The sequence below is a fragment of the Cupriavidus sp. D39 genome (genome assembly GCF_026627925.1).
In the GTDB taxonomy this organism is placed as follows: Bacteria; Pseudomonadota; Gammaproteobacteria; order Burkholderiales; family Burkholderiaceae; genus Cupriavidus; species Cupriavidus ulmosensis.
Genome location: NZ_JAPNLE010000009.1, coordinates 1,756,004 through 1,774,003 on the forward strand (window position 1 = coordinate 1,756,004; position 18,000 = coordinate 1,774,003).

The window sequence follows — 18,000 nt, forward strand, 5'->3', positions numbered from 1 at the left end:
CCATCAACTGGTAACATATCAGCAGCATCCCGCCTATCTTGGCTGTCCCGTCGCTCGGGCCGGCCTGCACCGGGTGAGGCGCCTGCCTACGGGTATGCGCAAACTCGTGTAATGTAGCGGTTCGGCAAATCCCGCCTTCAAATTAAACTGAGCGAAACCAGAGGTTTTCCGCCATGAGTGAACAAATCAAGTATGTGAGCGACGCCTCCTTTGACGCTGACGTGCTCCAGTCAGACAAGCCCGTCCTGCTCGATTTCTGGGCAGAATGGTGCGGTCCGTGCAAAATGATCGCCCCGATCCTGGACGAAGTGGCCAAGGACTACGGCGACAAGCTGCAGATCGCAAAGATCAACGTCGATGAGAACCAGCAAGTGCCGGCCAAGTTCGGCATCCGCGGCATCCCCACGCTGATCCTGTTCAAGAATGGCGCGGTTGCCGCGCAAAAGGTCGGCGCGCTGTCCAAGTCGCAACTGACCGCGTTCCTCGACGGCAATCTGTAAGACGCTTGCCCGGGGCGCGGCGCCTTCAGGTGCCCCCCGGTGTAGCCACAATCCGACGTGCGTGCGCCTTCCCTGGCGCACCGTCCGGATTGTGCTAAGATGGCATCAACAACTTCCCCGAGCGTTCGCTCATTTCCTCCCCCTTCCTTTAGGTCCAGCCCGTCCGGGCGCCTCTGTACCCCTCGTCTATGCACCTGACAGAACTCAAATCGCTTCACGTGTCTGCGCTTCTCGAAATGGCCGCGACCCTCGAGATCGACAACGCACAACGGATGCGCAAACAGGAGCTGATGTTTGCGATCCTGAAGAAGCGCGCCAAGCTGGGCGAAATCATCTTTGGTGACGGCACCCTGGAAGTCCTGCCGGACGGCTTCGGCTTCCTGCGCTCGCCCGAGACCTCCTACCTGGCAAGCACGGACGACATCTACATCAGCCCTTCGCAGATCCGCCGCTTCAACCTGCATACCGGCGACACGATCGAGGGCGAAGTACGGACCCCCAAGGACGGCGAGCGCTATTTCGCGCTGGTGAAGGTGGACAAGGTCAACGGTCAAGCGCCTGAAGCGGTGAAGAACCGCATCATGTTCGAAAACCTGACGCCGCTGCACCCGAACCGGCCGCTGACGCTGGAGCGCGAAATCCGCGCCGAGGAAAACATCACCGGCCGGATCATCGACATGATCGCGCCGATCGGCCGTGGCCAGCGCGCCCTGCTGGTGTCCTCGCCCAAGTCCGGCAAGACCGTGATGCTGCAGCACATCGCCCACGCGATTGCGAACAACCATCCGGAAGCGGACCTGTTCGTGCTGCTGATCGACGAGCGCCCGGAAGAAGTGACCGAAATGATGCGCTCGGTGCGCGGTGAAGTGGTGGCGTCGACCTTCGACGAACCCGCCATCCGCCACGTGCAGGTCGCTGAAATGGTGATCGAAAAGGCCAAGCGCCTGGTCGAACTCAAGCGCGACGTGGTGATCCTGCTGGACTCGATCACCCGCCTGGCACGTGCCTACAACACGGTGGTGCCGGCCTCGGGCAAGGTGCTGACCGGTGGTGTGGACGCCAACGCCCTGCAACGCCCCAAGCGCTTCTTCGGCGCTGCGCGTAACCTGGAAGAAGGCGGCTCGCTGACCATCATCGCCACCGCGCTGATCGAAACCGGCAGCCGCATGGACGACGTGATCTACGAAGAGTTCAAGGGCACCGGCAACATGGAAGTGCACCTGGAACGCCGCCTGGCGGAAAAGCGCGTCTATCCGTCGATCAACCTGAACAAGTCCGGCACGCGCCGCGAAGAACTGCTGATCAAGCCGGAAATCCTGCAAAAGGTCTGGGTGCTGCGGAAGTTCATCTCGGACATGGACGAAGTGCAGGCCATGGAGTTCATCCTCGACAAGATGAAGGCGACCAAGAACAACGCCGAGTTTTTCGATATGATGCGCAGAGGCGGCTGATCGTTCGCTATGCCGCGCGCTGCGGTTCGCGCGCTGGCACTGCACTGGAAGGGCGTGCCTCGGCGCGCCCTTTTGCATTTCCGCCCTGTGCCTTCAGGAGTCCCATGTTCGGCCGACTGAGCCACTTCCTGCGTGCGCGCTCGCGCGTGCGCAAACTCGAGCACTACGCGATCCCCGATGCGCTGTGGACGCACACGGTGGCGATGCTGCCGTTTGTGCAGCGCTATGGCGACGCCGATCTCGCCGCCCTGCGCGAGCTCGCCACGCTGTTCATTGCCGACAAGGAATACTCGACCGCGCATGACCTGCCGCTCACCGACGACATGGTGGCCAGCGTGGCGCTGCAGGCCTGCGTGCCCATCCTCAAGCTGGGCATCGAGTGGTACCGCGGCTGGCGCGGCATCGTGCTCTATCCCGGTGAATTTGTCATCCGCCGTACCGTCGAGGACGAGATCGGCCTGGTGCACGGCGTGGTCGAGGAAGCCAGCGGCGAAGCCTGGGAACATGGGCCGGTCATCCTCTCCTGGCCCGATGTGCAGACGCCCGGCGCCGGACTGAATGCGCGCCACGCCCACCACCCCGACGACACCTACAACGTGGTCATCCACGAGTTCGCCCACAAGCTCGACATGCTCGACGGCGAACCGGACGGCGTGCCGCCCTTCTCGCGCGTGCTCCATCCGGGCATCGACCGCGAACAATGGGCCGAGACCTTCCTCACCGAATACGACCGCTTCGCCGACGCATGCGAGCAGCAGTCCGACCATGCCTGGGACCATCCGGAACGGCTGCCGCCGGCGCTGCGGGTGATCGACCCGTATGGCTGCGAGGCGCCGAGCGAGTTCTTCGCGGTGGCCTCGGAGACCTTCTTTGTCGAGCCGGCTGGCCTGCGCCGGCACTGGCCGGTCCTCTATGACTCGCTCGCGGCGTTCTACCGTCAGGACCCGGCCTCGATGTGATCGAAGATCGATATTTCGGCGCCTTCGCCCGCCCTGCGCATCGCGCACTCAAAACTTGCCCAGCATTTTGTTTTTCTGCGATAATCCTGGATTGTCCGTTATCGGCAAGTGGTTCGTTCGCCACAACGCTGCCAGCGCAATCGGTGCAATCAGCGCATCCAGCTTTTGGCGCTCTTGGCGCTTTTAGTCTTGGCAGCGGCAGCAGCACGGCAAACAACGGACTGGCTACCCAACCTGAAAGGAAACACCATGAAAGAAGGCATTCACCCGAATTATCGCGAAGTCGTATTCCTCGACGTGTCGAACGACTTCAGCTTCGTGACCCGCTCGACCATCCAGACGCGCGACACGATCACCCGCGACGGCAAGGAATACCCCCTGGCCAAGATCGAAGTTTCGTCGGAATCGCACCCGTTCTACACCGGCACCCAGAAGATCATGGACACGGCCGGCCGCGTCGAGAAGTTCCGCCAGAAGTTCGGCAGCAAGCTGAACAAGCTCACCGCGAAGTAATTCGCCGCGAGCCCGCTCGCTGCATGGCCTCGGACAAGATGCTCCGGCGCCGCGCACCCAAGCAAAGAGGCAGCATCGGCTGCCTCTTTGCTTTTGCAGCCTCCGCTGGATCGGCACCAACCGGCGCCGCCGGACGCAGGTAACCGGAAGCGCCCGCCCCGGCCGCCCCCAAGCCCCACCAATCAATGAGCGCAGCCAAGACTTCCCGTGTCCACCTGACCGCAGCCGCCACCGGCACGCTTCCACGCGCGCTGTTGCTGGCCATCTGCATCATCTATGGCCTGGCTGGCCTGTTCGGCCGCGATCCGTGGAAAAACGAGGATGCGGCCGGCTTCGGCGTGATGTGGCAACTTGCCACCGGAGGCACCCAGGACTGGCTGATGCCCAATATCGTGGGCCGCCCTTACGGCGAAGACGGCCCGCTGGTGTTCTGGGTTGGCGCCCTGATGATCCGGCTGTTTGGCGGCTGGCTCGGCGCGCCGGACGCGTCGCGCATCGCCACCGCACTCTTTTACTTTGGCACCTGCGCGCTGATCTGGTACGCGACCTACCTGCTCGGCCGGCGCGCCGAGGTGCAGCCTTTCGCCTATGTCTTCGGCGGCCAGCCCAACGCGCGCGACTACGGCCGCACGCTGGCCGACGGCGCCCTGCTGATTTTCCTGGCCTGCGTGGGCCTGGCCATGCGCGGCCACGAAACCACGCCGCAGGTGGGCCAGGTCTGCTTTGTCGCCATGAGCCTGTATGGCATGGTGCGCAGCCTGGACAAGCCAATCCAGGGTGGCATCTGGCTGGGCGTCGGGCTGGGTGCGCTGACCCTGTCCAGCGGGCCGGTCATCCCGCTGGTGTTGCTGGGGTCGGTCATCATCTGCGGCCTGGCCTGCAAGCCCTGCCCTTGCCGCGCGTCTTGCTCGCGAGCGTACCGCTGGCGCTGGCGCTGGTGGCAGCCTGGATGGCCGCCGCCTACTTGGGCGCGACCGACCACAACGACGCCGTGACCTTTATCCGCGAGTGGTCGCGCTACGATCGCCGCACCTACGGCGCACCGAACGCCACCGCGCTCAACTTCATCGCACGCAACCTGCTGCTGTTTACCTGGCCGGTGTGGCCGATTGCCTGCTGGGCCTGGCTAAGCTGGTCGGGCATGCGCCGCGCGCCGCATGTGGCGCTGCCCCTGGCGATGCTGCTGCCGCCGCTGCTGCTGCTGTTCCTGCTGCGCTCGCCGGGCGACGTGCAGTTCATCCTGCTGCTGCCGCCGATGGCCGTGCTTGCCGCGTTCGGGTTGCCCACGCTCACGCGCGCCGCCATCAACGCGATCGACTGGTTCGCCCTGCTGTTCTTCACCATCTTCGGTGGCTTTGTCTGGTTCATGTGGATCGCCAGGACGACGGGCCAGCCCCCGCGCATCGCCGCCAATATCTACCGCCTGCTGCCGGGCTTCCAGCAAGACTTCACCGTCAGCGCGATCATCTATGCGCTGCTGGTGACGGCAGCCTGGATCCTGATCGTGCGCTGGCGCCTGTCGCGCGCGCCCAAGCAGATCTGGCGCCCCGTGGTGATCTCGGCCGCGGGCACCACGTTGATGTGGGTACTGGCAATGACGCTGTGGATGCCTTCGATCAACTACGGCAAGACCTATCGCGATGTGGCCCAGGCCGCCTCGATGGCGCTGCCCACGGCTTATAACTGCGTGCAGCCGATTCGCATGGGCGACGCGCAGCTGGCCTCGTTTGCCTATTTCGGCCACATCCGCTTTGGCGGCCCGAACGACGGCTGCGACATCCTGCTGCGCCACGATCCCGTCGACTACGGCGAGCCCACCAGCATCTCGCATTTCGAATGGCGCCTGATCTGGGAAGGCCGACGCCCTTCCGACCGCGACGAGCGCTTCCGCATGTATCGCCTGGTCGATATGTCCCGGGTTGCGCCGCCCCGGCCCAGCCTGCCTGGGCGCCGGCTGCCGAGCCACCCCTGAGGTGACTGCGCAGCGCCTGCCCGCATGAACATGTTCCACGATATCCGCCGCATTTCCGTGCTGGCCGCGCCGGTCCTGGTCGGCCAGCTTGCGGTGATTGCCTTTGGCGTGATCGATACCATCATGGCCGGGCGGGCCTCGGCCATCGACCTGGCCGCCGTGGGGCTGGGCGGATCGATCTACGTCACGGTCTACATCAGCTTGATGGGCGTGCTGCAGGCGCTCGCCCCGATCGCTGGCCAGCTCCATGGCGCCGGGCGGGGGCGGAAATCGGCAGCGAGGTCAGGCAGGCCGCATGGCTGGGACTGGCGCTGGCGATCCCCGGCATGTTGCTGCTCTTGTTCCCCGGCCCACTGCTGGAGTTTGCCCAGGCACCGCCGGAGCTGGTCGAGAAGGCCACGCACTACCTGCATATCCAGGCATTCGGCTTGCCGGCCGCACTTGGCTTTCGCATCTACTCCGCGCTCAACAACGCCTTGTCGCGCCCGGTCATGGTGACCGTGCTGCAACTCATCGGGCTGGTGGTGAAGATTCCGCTCAATGCCTGGTTTATCGACGGCGGCTTCGGCCTGGCGCCGATGGGCGGGCCGGGCTGCGCGCTGGCCTCCGCGCTGATCAGCTGGATCTGGTGCATCTCTGGCGTCCTGATCCTGCGGCGCAACGCGGCCTACCGCCCCCTGCAGATCTTTTCCAGCTGGGCATGGCCGCAAGCGCGGCCGATCCGCGCGCTGCTGCGCCTGGGCGTGCCGATGGGGCTGACCTACCTGATCGAGATCACCTCGTTCACGCTGATGTCGATCTTCATCACGCGCATGGGCACCGTGGTGCTGGCTGGCCATCAGATCATCGCCAACCTCGGCGCGGTGGCCTACATGCTGCCGCTGTCGCTGGCGATCGCCACTTCCACGCTGGTCGCGCAGTCCATCGGCGGGCGCGACCAGGACGGCGCACGCCGCATCGCCCGGCGCGGCATCTGCCTGGCAGCAACGCTGGCGATCATGGTCGGCGGCCTGCTGTGGATCCTGCGAGAACCGCTGCTGCATGCCTACGCCAAGGATCCGGCAGTGGTACGCGCCGCCCTTCCTCTCATGTTGTTCATCGCCTTCTACCAGGCTTTCGACGCGGTACAGGTCATGACGGCGTTCATCCTGCGCGCCTACAAGATCGCACTGGTGCCTACCTTGATCTACGCGGTGTCCCTCTGGGGCGTCGGCCTGGGGGGCGGCTACGTGCTGGGCTTTGGCCTGATCGGCTCCCTGCCCGCCTTCACACGGGGGCCGCGGGGTTCTGGCTGGCTAACAGCATCAGCCTGGCCATCGCCGGCTCGCTGCTGGTGCGCTACTTCGTCACCGTCAGCCGGCGCCGCGCACGCTGAACAAGCCTGGAACGCGCGGCGGATGGATTATCTCCGCTGCGACGAGGGCATATAGCAGGGCCATGGCGGACCGCCGCCGGCTACGACGCGATAATGCGTGCCTGGCCAGCAGGCGCGGGCGGACATAATGCGCCGCGCCACCACCGTGCGCGCGCCGAATCAAATAGCGGGGATTATCGGAAACTGCCTGAGCGAATGCCGGACAGCAAAAGAAAAAACCCGCATGGCATAACCATGCGGGTTTAGTTTTGGCGGAGTGGACGGGACTCGAACCCGCGACCCCCGGCGTGACAGGCCGGTATTCTAACCAACTGAACTACCACTCCATACTCTTACTTGCCATCGACAGCGATACTTTCGACGACAAACCGAACGTTTGGTTACGTTCGTTATTTGGCGTCCCCAAGGGGATTCGAACCCCTGTACTCACCGTGAAAGGGTGATGTCCTAGGCCTCTAGACGATGGGGACAGAAACTCGTCTTGCGACTTATTTCGTCTGGCACCGCGAAGACCTGAATAATCAAATCTTCACCGCACCTGGTAAGCCTCGATTTACTGCATTCGAAACTTCCGGCATTTTGGTGGAGCTAAGCGGGATCGAACCGCTGACCTCTTGCATGCCATGCAAGCGCTCTCCCAGCTGAGCTATAGCCCCATGGTACTACGTTGCTGCCCACTGCTTTTTTACTACCACTGCGTTTCGCGTTTGTTTCTTCGTTTCAGCGAAGACAAGATTATATAAACAACCTTGCTTTTTGCAACCCCTTTTTTTAACTTTTTTCTGCGATCCGCATTACTGCGGGATTACTTCTTATCGCTTCCATCCGTTATGCCCGCTTGGTTTTTGTCCGCGCTGCAGGGAGAACGAGATTATGCTGAATTCCTGGCGGGAGCGCAAGCCCCCGCCAGGACTTTCTGCAAATTATTTCAGGCAAGCCCCGCCTGGATGCGGCGCAGCACCGTATCGCGCCCAAACAGCTCCAGCACGGCATCGATGGCAGGCGTTTGCAACTGCCCCGCCACCAGCAGGCGGATCGGCATGGCCAGCTTGGGCATCTTCAGGCCGAACTCAGCCAGCACCGCCTTGAAGGCCGCGCTGATCTCGTCGCGCTTCCACTCGGTGAGCGCCGCCAGCCGCGCGGCCAGGGCCTGCAGCGCCGGCAGGATGTCGGCGTTGAGATGCTCCGCCTTGAGCGCCGGATCCGGCTGCGGCTCGCCACGGTAGAACAGCAGTGCGGCCTGCGCCACGTCCTTCAGGGTATTCGCACGGTCCTTTACCAGCCCGATGACGCCTTCCAGGCTTGCACCTTCCACCTTGCCACCCAGCGCCTCGATGAACGGCTGGGTCAGCCCGGCCAGGCGTGCGTTGTCGCCAACCTTGATGTAGTGGTTGTTCAGCCAGGCCAGCTTTTCCGGGTTGTACTGCGCCGGCGACTTGCCCAGGTGCTCCAGGTCGAACCACTCCACGAACTGCTCGCGCGAGAAGATCTCCGCATCGCCGTGCGCCCAGCCCAGGCGGGCCAGGTAGTTGAGGACGGCCTCGGGCAGGTAGCCTTCGTCGCGGTAGCCCGTCACGGGCATGGCGCCATGGCGCTTGCTCATCTTCTCGCCCTGCTCGTTGAGCACGGTCGGCAAGTGGGCGTACACGGGAGCAACGCCGCCCAGCGCACGGATGATGTTGATCTGGCGCGGGGTGTTGTTGACGTGGTCGTCGCCGCGGATCACGTGGGTGATGCGCATATCGAGATCGTCGATCACCACGCAGAAGTTGTAGGTCGGCGTGCCGTCAGGGCGGGCGATCACCAGGTCGTCCAGCTCGTCGTTGGAGATCTCGATCCGGCCCTTGACCGCGTCGTCCCAGACCACGCTGCCGCCAATCGGGTTCTTGAAGCGGATCACCGGCTGCACGCCGGCCGGCGGGGCCGGCAGGACCTTGCCCGGCTCGGGGCGCCAGAAGCCGTTGTAGCGCGGCTTCTCGCCCCGCTCGCGCTGCGCGTCGCGCAGCGCGTCGAGCTCTTCGGTGCTCATGTAGCAGGGATAGGCCAGCTCGCTGTCCAGCATCTGCTTGACCACCTCGCGATAGCGGTCCATGCGCTCCATCTGGTAGAACGGGCCTTCATCGATATCGAGATCGAGCCAGGCCATGCCTTCCAGGATCACGTCCACCGATTCCTGCGAAGAGCGTTCGACGTCCGTGTCCTCGATGCGCAGGATGAAATCGCCCTTCATGCGGCGCGCAAAGGCCCAGGGGTAGAGCGCGGAGCGAATATTGCCGAGGTGAATGAAGCCGGTCGGGCTCGGCGCGAAGCGGGTGCGGACGCGTTGTTGTGTCATATAGGAATGAAACAAAAAGCCCGCGCACGAATGCGCGCAGGCCGGGTGTGGCGGGTAGGGACAGGGTCATTGCTGACCCGTCCCCCCTAAGAACCGTACTTGCGAGTTTCCCCGCATACGGCTCAAGCCTTTCGAAATCCCCTCACATTGAGGGGGCCGGTTTCTTAACGGTTAGACCGTGGTTATGTACTTGGATGTGACAGTCTGGATGCAACAGTACCCGATTTCCTAGAGCGTCCGAGCCACCGTGTACACGATACTCAAGATGATGGTCATGCCACCCCGTCTCTTTGGTCATCCTGCACTGGCACAACGCACACAAGCCGTGCTGTGAAATGTACAACTTGATCCATTGCTTTCGGTGCGACATGCTATTCAACATGCGCTCCTGCTGCAAGGTCTCGCCATACCTCTCCTGCACCGGATCAAAGGGGTGGTAATCCCCTCGGACTTTCTGGTGGCGCCGGATGGGTGTTCGCGGTAGCGAGTACAACTCCACCCTATCCTGATTGCCGTCGTCTCTCACTACTGTGGTTCCAAACACCCAACTTCGATCACCCGTGGATGCAAAGTACTTCTTGCGAATCCAGGTGGGAGTCTTGTTGGCGTGCCTCCGTTTCGCCCACCGCCATAGAGCACGAAATATGTCGTGTTCCAGACGGTTGAACGTGGCTTTTGCCACCACCGGGCTGTGATACTGCGCCCAGCCCCTCAGCAACGGGTTCAGCAGTAGGATGAGCTTCTCCTGCTGCACCGCTTTGTTAGCACTGATGACAGCCTTCACCTTGCGATAGAACGTTTGCACGTTTTTCTTGCTTGGCTTGATGAGTAGCTTTCCCAGGTACTTCCGGAAATTCCACCCCAGAAAGTCAAAGCCGTTTGCGATGTTGACGATTCGCGTTTTCTCCGTCGAAAGCGTCAGTCCCCGTACTGCAAGGAACTGCTCTACCCACGGTTTCACTTCATTCGCCAGCATCTCTTGCGAGGAACCGGTGATCACGAAGTCATCTGCGTATCGGACTACATTCACCTTCAGCTTCCGGAACTGGGCTACCCCGAGCGTTGCCTTCATATGGCTCAGCAGTTGCTCTTCCAGTCCGTTCAGCGCTACGTTTGCCAATGTCGGGGAGATGATGCCTCCCTGCGGCGTTCCAGCCTCGGTTGCCTGAAACTGGCCCTGAAATACCACGCCAGCCTTCAGCCACTTCCTCAGGATCGCTTTGTCCATTCGGACATTGCTCTCCAGCCAGTCATGACTGATATGGTCGAAACAGCCTTTGATATCCGCTTCCAGCACCCATTGGGCTGAGACCTTCTGTGACAAGGCCACGTATAGCTGGGACATGGCATCCAACGTGGAACGATTGAGCCGGAACCCATACGAGTTCGGATCGCTCGTCCCTTCGGACACTGGTTCCAGCGCCAGCAGGTACAAGGCCTGCATGGCTCGATCCAACATGGTCGGAATGCCTAGTGGGCGCTCCTTCCCGTTGGCCTTAGGGATATAGACCCGCCGCAATGGCATGGGCCGATACCCTCGGCGTCTCAACCGCCCGATGGCTTCCCACCGGGCTTCAGGGGTGTCCCACAGCACGCGATCAACGCCTGCTGTTTTCTTCCCACGATTTTCCGTCACTCGCCGTACCGCCGCTGCTTTGACGGACCACGAGCGGGTCAGGGATCTTTGCAAGGCTTTCACCCGGCGCCAATCCCCTTCCTTTGTAGCCTTCGCAATTCTGATCTGCATCTCTCGGACATTCCGTTCCACTCGACGCCAATCGATGGCGTTCCAGCGTTGCGGCTTGCCGGAGAGCGCAGAATCATCCTTGCAGATGATTGCTTCCATGCTGCTCTCCTATCTTGAGGATTACCCCAACATCAAGAGAGACAACTTGCCCCCTAGGGGGCTCGTTGGCCCCCTAGGGGAAAAATTCACATTCAAGCGAGGTCTGTCAGTCGTCTTGCGACGAAAGACCAGTTGGAAGTCTGCCCGCTTTCGCGTGGAGTGATGTTGCAACCCCTATCCGAACCATTACAGCCCGGCATTCGCTTTTTCCAACCTCCCATACCCGCACAACCGACAGCGTCCCTTACGGTTCGCCTGCCGAAGTCAACTGCGTTTCGGCGGCCATACGGGCTTACTGCGTTCCCTGCACGTTACAAGACCGGGTTAGGGCCTGCCTATTCGCCGGTGGTCCAATGACGACGTATCCCAAGATCCTAGCGGGATAACCGACCACGTACCTTTTGGTTGATGCCTAACAGCAGCTTTGGCACCGCAATGCTTACGACGTTTATCAGCAGTTCACTTAAGTTACCCATGCCAGTCAGCCTAGCTCCTCAACCCCAGTGCTGCTTGGAGTCTCTACAGTTCTACCTCACGGACGAACCGCACCCTTGCGGGGGCTACATTGTCAGGAAAGCTTCACACCCCACCGTTACCAGTGACGCATGTCTCCCTAGGCTACTGCTAGTCGCATAGCAGGTTCTCTATCGGGGGCAGCCTCGCGGCTGGCTCCGACCGAACCATAACGCGCAGAGCTTATCGCCCTGATCTTCTTACCCACTCTTGCGGGTCAAAACGTCGCGCACACCTTCGCCTTATGGGCGAAGACATCCGCCCCTGGCGTAGTATGACGATCGTCAGCTCATACTCAGGCACTACGCCTGAGGAACTACCATTGCAGAGACGACTCAGGGTAAACCCCAGTCGTTACGTTTAAGTTGCGGCCGAGGCCGCTGCGAGTTCAAGGCTCTCGCATCGCACAGGATCGCCGCATTATAGCAAGCAGGGCGTGGCAGCCCGCCCCGCCCTGCCTCGGAATGCCCAGCCGCGCGGAATCATTTATGCTCTGCCCGGTCTGAATGCTGTCGCGCGGGACGCGTGGCCAGCGCGGACGGCACATTCCTGCCGTCACGCGCGCTGGTTGTGACGACTGCGCCATTTCCCTTCCCTCGGTTATCCATGCAACGACGCAACTTCCTTGGCGCCGGCGCGGCAGCGCTGCTGGCTGCCTGTTCCTTTGGCCCCAAGCCGGGCGCCCTCACCGCCACGCCGGAAACACCGGCCGTGCTGCCCGCGGCCCCGCCTCGTCCCATCAAGATCGGCCTCGCGCTTGGCGGGGGCGCCGCGCGCGGGTTCGCCCATATCGGCGTGATCAAGGCACTCGAGGCCCAGGGCATCCACCCGGACCTCGTCACCGGCACCAGCGCGGGTGCGGTGGTCGCGGCGCTCTACGCTTCAGGCATGAGCGGCTTCCAGCTCAACAAGCTGGCGCTGACGATGGACGAAGCCGCCATCGCCGACTGGGCCCTGCCCTTCGGCACCCGTTTCGGCGGCTGGCTCAAGGGCGAGGCGCTGCAGAACTACATCAACAAGCTGATCGCCAATCGCCCCATCGAGTCCATGAAGCTGCCGCTGGGCATCGTCGCCACCGATCTCAAGACCGGCCAGGGGATCCTGTTCCGGCGCGGCAACACGGGCCAGGCGGTGCGCGCATCGAGCAGCGTGCCGGGGGTGTTCCAGCCAGTCTCGATCCAGGGACATGATTATGTGGACGGCGGACTGGTCGAGCCCGTGCCGGTGGATTCCGCGCGCACCATGGGCGCGGACTTCGTGATCGCCGTGAATATCTCCGCCGAGCCTTCCAGCCAGAAGAGCAACGGCCAGAGCGGCGTATTGCTGCAGACCACCGCCATCATGGGGCAGTCGATCAGCAAGATGGCGCTGGCGCGGGCCGACGTGGTGATCCGCCCCGACCTGCCGGACATGGGCGGCAGCGACTTCGCCTCACGCAACCGCGCCATCCTGGCCGGAGAGCAAGCCGCCGCCGCCGTGATGGCTAGCCTGCGCGACAAGCTGGCCCAGGCTCGGCTGCGGCCCGCCGGGACGGTGGCCGCGCAGTAAGGGCGGGCGCACGTGCCGCCGGGCGGCGGCACCCATGAAGAAAATGAAAAAGGACTGCGTGGCAGTCCTTTTCTTTGACCTGTGCGGACCGCGTCCGCCTGTCGATCAGCCGCCGTAGAGCGAACGGCCACCAGCGTTGGGGTCGAAGCGCTTCAGGGTCTCGACCATATTGCCAAGGTTGTTGGCGCTGCCGCTGTCCTGCGGCGCATCGTCGATACGGCGCGCGCCGTTGTAGCGCGTCACCCAATATGAGGCGCGCATGTCGTCGACACGGATCTTGCTGCCGGTGGACGGCGCGTGCACGAACTTGTTGTCGCCGATGTAGATACCAACGTGCGAGAAGGTATGGCGCATGGTGTTGAAGAACACCAGGTCGCCGGGACGCAGGTCGTTGGAAGCCACCGTGGTGCCGACCTGGCTCATTTCAACCGAGCGGCGCGGCAGCACAAAGCCAAAGGTGTCGTTGAACACGTAGCGAACGAAGCCGCTGCAGTCCAGGCCCGATTCGGGGCTGTTGCCACCAAAGCGGTAGCGCACGCCGATCAGCCCGAGGGCGTTCATGACTAGGTCGCCGGCCTTGCTGGCCACATGGCTGGTGGAGCTCATGACCGAAGAGAGCAAGCCGCGCTTGCCTTCCGGATGCGGCTCTGCGCTCAGTTCGGTACGTGCGTCGATGCGGGCGTCGGGATCCTTGAAGACCGTATCAGCCAGCACTCCATTCGATAGAGTGGCACCGCAGGCAATGGCAATTCCTACGGCGCCGCGCGCCAGGGAATGAAGCATTCGCTGCATTGGTTCTCCTGATGAATCGTTCTAGACCAGGCCCGGGGAAACACACCGGGCGGGCTTGAAATCAATGGGATGACTCGCATGCAAAAAGCGGACCAAGTGATGCAAACCACTCGCCACACGCATAAGAGACGCGCGAACCACCCCCGAAAATAGTTCTCGCCGGATGGTATAAGGTTGTCATCCACATGTCAAAGTTCGTTACAAAATTCAGATAAAAGGCTTTGCAATCAAGGCTATACGACGAAAGTCGCAGAAGCTTTCTCGGTTTGATTATGTCAACCGCAGGTCAATCGGGTGACACCCTGAGTTCGGCCGCACCAATTTGTGGCAGCGTCGGGTCGCTTGCACCAATTTCGGCCGCGATCATGAGCTTGCGGGTGTATGCGTGCTGTGGAGCACCCAGGACAGCCTCGGTATCCCCCGCCTCGACCACCTCGCCGGACTTCATCACGATGACCCGGTGCGCCATGGCGCGGATCACCGCCAGGTCGTGGCTGATGAAGAGATAGCTCAGGTTGTATTTGCGCTGCAGCTGCGACAGGAGCGCGAGCACCTGCTGCTGGATGGACACGTCGAGCGCCGATGTGGGTTCGTCGAGCACCAGCACCTGCGGCTTGAGGATCAGCACGCGCGCGATGGCAACGCGCTGGCGCTGGCCGCCGGAGAACTCGTGCGGATACCGCCCGAGGGCAGTGCGGTCCATGCCGACCTCGCGCAGCGCCTCGGTGACGCGCTGGCGCATGGCATCGCGCGACAGGCCCGGCTGGTGCAGGGCCAGGCCCTCCCCACGATCTGCTCGATGGTCATGCGCGGCGACAGCGAGCCGAACGGGTCCTGGAACACCACCTGCAAGCGCGATCGCAACGTGCTGCGCTCGCGCCGGGAGACCTCGTCCAGGCTCTTGCCCAGGAACTGGATATCCCCGGCGCCGCGGCGCTGCAGGTTCAGCACGGCATGGGCCAGCGTGGTCTTGCCCGAGCCCGACTCGCCCACGATGCCGATGGTCTCACCCTCGCGCAGCGCGAAATTCACGTCCTTGACCGCGGCAAACTGGTCACGGCCAAACCACCCGGCCAGGCCGCGGCGCTTACGCGCATAGTTCACGCACAAGCCGCGCGCCTCCAGCAACACCGGCGCGAGCGGTACCAGCGGCAGCACCTCGCGGCGCGGCCGGCTGTCGATCAGCTTACGGGTGTACGGGTGCTGGGGCGCAGCGAAGACCGCGGCGGTCTCGCCCACCTCGACCAGCACGCCCTTCTCCATCACCCCCACCCGCTGGGCGAAGGCCCGCACCAGGTTGAGGTCATGCGTGATCAGCATGACTGCCATGCCGAACTCCGCCTGCAGGTCGCGCAGCAGCTCCAGGATCTGGACGCGAATGGTGACGTCCAGCGCCGTGGTGGGCTCGTCGGCGAGCAGCAGCTTGGGCCGGCAGGCGAGCGCCATGGCGATCATGGCGCGCTGGCGCTGGCCGCCCGAAAGCTGGTGGGGAAAGCTGTCGAAACGGTGAGCTGCGTCGCTGATGCCCGTGCGCTCCAGCAGCGCGATGGCGCGCTCGCGCGCCGCGCGCCGGTCCAGGCCCTCATGCAGCGCCAGCGTCTCCACGATCTGGTTGCCGATCGTGTAGAGCGGGTTGAGCGCGGTCATCGGCTCCTGGAAGATCATGGCGATGTCGGCGCCGCGGATGCCGCGCATCTCGCGCCCCGACACCTTGAGCAGGTCGCGCCCCTCGAAGCGCACCGAGCCCTGGTAGCGCGCGTCCTCCACCAGGCGCAGCATGGCCAGCGCCGTGACCGTCTTGCCCGAGCCGGACTCGCCCACCAGCGCGAAACGCTCGCCGGCACGCAGGTCGAAGCTGACATCGCGCACCGCCCGGGTGGCATCCTCGCCATGGCCAAAGGTGACCGACAAGCGGTCGATGCACATCAGCGGGCCGCCTGCATCGCCTTTGGCTTGCGCGGGTTGCGTTGGGTCCATGGCGCTGGCCTGCGTGGCCTGCGTGGCTTGTTGCAGTGCGCTCATGACGCCGCCTCGGCTGCGGGCGAACCCTCCGGCGCCTTCGGCTCTACACGGCCGCGCAGCTGGGCCAGGCCCAGGCGCGTATCGAAGGCGTCGCGCAGCGCGTCGCCCATGAACGTCAGCAGCAATAGCGTCACCACCAGCACGGCAAAGGTCGACAAGGAAATCCACCAGGCATCGAGGTTGGCCTTGCCCTGCGCCAGCAGCTCGCCCAGGCTCGGCGTGGTGGGCGGCACGCCCAGGCCGAGGAAGTCGAGGCTGGTCAGGGCCAGGATGGCAGCGCTCATGCGGAATGGCAGGAAGGTGATGACCGGCGTCAGGCTGTTGGGCAGGATATGGCGCCACATGATCTGTACATTGGACAGTCCCAGCGCCCGCGCCGCCTTGACGTAGTCGAGCGAGCGGTTGCGATAGAACTCGGCGCGAACATAGTCGGACAGACCCATCCAGCCGAACAGCGAAAGCAGGATGATCAGCAGCGCCAGGCTCGGCGTGAAGATCGAGGCGAAGATGATCAGCAGGTAGAGCTCGGGCATCGAACTCCAGATCTCGATGGCACGCTGCGAGATCAGGTCGAAGCGCCCGCCGAAGAATCCCATCAGGGCGCCCGTCAAGGTGCCGATCACCACGCCGATCAACGTCAGCGCCAGGCTGAACAGCACCGAGACGCGGAACCCATAGAGCAGCCGCGCCAGCACATCGCGCCCGCGATCGTCGGTGCCCAGCCAGTTCTCCGCCGAAGGCGGCGCCGGGTTGGGCTCCTTGGAGAAATAGTTGAGCGAATCGTATGAGTACCGGTTGGGCGGGAAGATCGCGAAATTGCCGTTGCTGGTGATGCGGTCGCGGATAAACGGATCGAGATAGTCAGCCTTGGTGGGAAAGTCCCCGTCGAACGTGCTCTCGGCGTAGGTCTTGACGATAGGGAAATACCACTCGCCCTTGTACTTCACCACCAGCGGCCGGTCGCTGGACAAGGTCTCGGCGACCATGCTCAGCAGGAAAATGGCGACGAACAGGATCAGGCTCCAGTAGCCCAGGCGGTTGCGGCGAAAGCGTTGCCAGGCGCGCTGGCGCGGCGACGGGGAATGCGGCAGCCCATTGGGGAGCGTGCGCGAGCTGAATTTCATCGGTGCACCGCCTCGAAGTGGATGCGCGGGTCGACCATCACATAGCAAACGTCGGAGATCAGCCGCGTCACCAGGCCGATCAGGGTGAACAGGTAGAGCGTGCCCAGCACGACAGGATAGTCCCGCCGCAACACGGCCTCGTAGGACAGCAGGCCGAGCCCGTCAAGCGAGAACAAGGTTTCGATCAGCAGCGAGCCGGTGAAGAAAGCACCGATAAAGGCCGCCGGGAAACCGGTCACGAGTGGAATCAGCGCGTTACGGAAGACGTGCTTCCATAGCACGCGCCGCTCCGCCAGCCCCTTGGCGCGAGCGGTCAGGACGTACTGCTTGCGGATCTCTTCCAGGAACGCGTTCTTGGTCAGCATGGTGACCACGGCGAAGCTACCCACCACCGAGGCGGTGATCGGCAGCACCAGGTGCCACAGGTAATCCATCACCTTGCCCATCAGCGTGAGCTGGTCCCAGTTATCCGACGTGAGGCCGCGCAAGGGGAACCACTGCACGAAGGTGCCGCCCCCGAACAGCACCAGCAGCAACACGCCCAGCACGAAGCCGGGAATGGCATAGCCCACCAGTACCACCATGCTGGTCACGACATCGAAGCGGCTGCCCGCCCGGATCGCCTTGGAGATCCCGAGCGGCACCGATATCAGGTAGGTCAGGAAGAAGGTCCACAGACCCAGGCTGACCGAGACCGGCATCTTCGACTTCACCAGTTCCCACACGCTGCGGTGCTGGAAATAGCTCTGTCCCAGGTCAAACTGGGCGAAGCGCTTGAGCATCATGAAATAGCGCTCCAGCGGCGGCTTGTCGAAGCCGTACAGGGCCTGGATCTCCTTGATCTTGTCGGGGTCCACGCCGCGCCGGCCGCGATATTCGGCACCGCCGCCACTGGCCTCCCCGCCACCGCCGCCCCGTCCCTTGAGCTCCAGCATCATTTGTTCGACCGGCCCTCCCGGCACGAACTGGATCACCGCGAACGTCAGCGTGATGACGCCGAGCAGGGTCGGGATCATCAGGAGTACGCGCTTGAGCAGATAGGCGAGCATC

The 18,000-nt window shown here is 63.2% G+C and carries 10 protein-coding genes, 3 tRNA genes and 3 pseudogenes; 7 read left to right on the forward strand and 9 right to left on the reverse strand.

The genetic code is table 11. The annotated features are described in order from the left end of the window. Positions 1-173: 173 nt before the first annotated feature. The 6 genes and pseudogenes from trxA to OMK73_RS20105 all read left to right on the forward strand — a co-directional run bounded on the left by trxA (position 174) and on the right by OMK73_RS20105 (position 6,770). Entirely contained in the window at positions 174-500 is a 327-nt protein-coding gene (trxA, locus tag OMK73_RS20080) for a thioredoxin TrxA (protein ID WP_010814265.1), read from the forward strand. Between the two features lie 188 nt (positions 501-688). Then, on the forward strand, positions 689-1,951 hold the full coding sequence (rho, locus tag OMK73_RS20085) for a transcription termination factor Rho (protein WP_043347534.1): 1,263 nt from the start codon (positions 689-691) through the stop codon (positions 1,949-1,951). A 104-nt stretch (positions 1,952-2,055) separates the two neighbouring features. Next, complete coding sequence (locus tag OMK73_RS20090) at positions 2,056-2,910, forward strand: M90 family metallopeptidase (RefSeq protein ID WP_267603673.1); 855 nt, start codon at positions 2,056-2,058, stop codon at positions 2,908-2,910. Between the two features lie 249 nt (positions 2,911-3,159). Further along, a complete protein-coding gene (locus OMK73_RS20095; protein WP_006157720.1) occupies positions 3,160-3,423 on the forward strand; it encodes a type B 50S ribosomal protein L31 in 264 nt (87 codons plus the stop codon). Positions 3,424-3,608: 185 nt separating this feature from the next. Further along, positions 3,609-5,395 (forward strand): annotated as a pseudogene (locus OMK73_RS20100) (ArnT family glycosyltransferase). Positions 5,396-5,419: 24 nt separating this feature from the next. Then, a pseudogene (locus OMK73_RS20105) lies at positions 5,420-6,770 on the forward strand (MATE family efflux transporter). A gap of 249 nt (positions 6,771-7,019) precedes the next feature. On the opposite strand, the gene OMK73_RS20110 reads toward OMK73_RS20105, so the two are convergent. The 5 genes from OMK73_RS20110 to ltrA form a co-directional block, all read right to left on the reverse strand. After that, a tRNA-Asp gene (locus OMK73_RS20110) sits at positions 7,020-7,096 on the reverse strand. 68 nt (positions 7,097-7,164) lie between these two features. Beyond that, positions 7,165-7,240: transfer RNA gene (locus OMK73_RS20115), tRNA-Glu, on the reverse strand. A 110-nt stretch (positions 7,241-7,350) separates the two neighbouring features. Then, positions 7,351-7,426 (reverse strand) — tRNA-Ala (locus tag OMK73_RS20120). A 272-nt stretch (positions 7,427-7,698) separates the two neighbouring features. Then, a complete protein-coding gene (gltX, locus tag OMK73_RS20125) occupies positions 7,699-9,105 on the reverse strand; it encodes a glutamate--tRNA ligase (RefSeq protein ID WP_267603674.1) in 1,407 nt (468 codons plus the stop codon). A gap of 142 nt (positions 9,106-9,247) precedes the next feature. Continuing rightward, the gene (gene ltrA, locus OMK73_RS20130) at positions 9,248-10,951 is read right to left on the reverse strand and encodes a group II intron reverse transcriptase/maturase (RefSeq protein ID WP_267603675.1); all 1,704 of its coding nucleotides are present in this window, start codon (positions 10,949-10,951) and stop codon (positions 9,248-9,250) included. Between the two features lie 1,119 nt (positions 10,952-12,070). Here ltrA and OMK73_RS20135 point away from each other — a divergent pair. Next, positions 12,071-13,012 carry a patatin-like phospholipase family protein gene (locus tag OMK73_RS20135; protein ID WP_267603676.1) on the forward strand — a complete coding sequence of 314 codons (942 nt, stop codon included), beginning with the start codon at positions 12,071-12,073 and terminating at the stop codon, positions 13,010-13,012. Between the two features lie 105 nt (positions 13,013-13,117). Here the strand turns inward: OMK73_RS20135 and OMK73_RS20140 are convergent, their stop codons facing one another. The 4 genes and pseudogenes from OMK73_RS20140 to OMK73_RS20155 form a co-directional block, all read right to left on the reverse strand. Beyond that, positions 13,118-13,804, reverse strand: coding sequence for a C40 family peptidase (locus tag OMK73_RS20140; RefSeq protein ID WP_267603677.1), 687 nt, complete (start codon positions 13,802-13,804; stop codon positions 13,118-13,120). Positions 13,805-14,090: 286 nt separating this feature from the next. Continuing rightward, positions 14,091-15,781: pseudogene (locus OMK73_RS20145) on the reverse strand (ABC transporter ATP-binding protein). Between the two features lie 41 nt (positions 15,782-15,822). Beyond that, positions 15,823-16,950 carry an ABC transporter permease gene (locus tag OMK73_RS20150; RefSeq protein ID WP_267603678.1) on the reverse strand — a complete coding sequence of 376 codons (1,128 nt, stop codon included), beginning with the start codon at positions 16,948-16,950 and terminating at the stop codon, positions 15,823-15,825. Continuing rightward, on the reverse strand, positions 16,947-17,999 hold the full coding sequence (locus tag OMK73_RS20155) for a microcin C ABC transporter permease YejB (RefSeq protein ID WP_150983328.1): 1,053 nt from the start codon (positions 17,997-17,999) through the stop codon (positions 16,947-16,949). Before OMK73_RS20155 ends, OMK73_RS20150 begins: the two co-directional genes overlap by 4 nt. Position 18,000: the final 1 nt, after the last annotated feature.

Coding starts and splice junctions, on each gene's coding strand:
- ltrA (WP_267603675.1), bottom strand. CDS start 10,951: ATGGAAGCAATCATCTGCAAGGATGATTCTGCGCTCTCCGGCAAGCCG.
- OMK73_RS20150 (WP_267603678.1), bottom strand. CDS start 16,950: ATGAAATTCAGCTCGCGCACGCTCCCCAATGGGCTGCCGCATTCCCCG.
- OMK73_RS20095 (WP_006157720.1), top strand. CDS start 3,160: ATGAAAGAAGGCATTCACCCGAATTATCGCGAAGTCGTATTCCTCGAC.
- OMK73_RS20140 (WP_267603677.1), bottom strand. CDS start 13,804: ATGCAGCGAATGCTTCATTCCCTGGCGCGCGGCGCCGTAGGAATTGCC.
- OMK73_RS20090 (WP_267603673.1), top strand. CDS start 2,056: ATGTTCGGCCGACTGAGCCACTTCCTGCGTGCGCGCTCGCGCGTGCGC.
- OMK73_RS20155 (WP_150983328.1), bottom strand. CDS start 17,999: ATGCTCGCCTATCTGCTCAAGCGCGTACTCCTGATGATCCCGACCCTG.
- rho (WP_043347534.1), top strand. CDS start 689: ATGCACCTGACAGAACTCAAATCGCTTCACGTGTCTGCGCTTCTCGAA.
- OMK73_RS20135 (WP_267603676.1), top strand. CDS start 12,071: ATGCAACGACGCAACTTCCTTGGCGCCGGCGCGGCAGCGCTGCTGGCT.
- gltX (WP_267603674.1), bottom strand. CDS start 9,105: ATGACACAACAACGCGTCCGCACCCGCTTCGCGCCGAGCCCGACCGGC.
- trxA (WP_010814265.1), top strand. CDS start 174: ATGAGTGAACAAATCAAGTATGTGAGCGACGCCTCCTTTGACGCTGAC.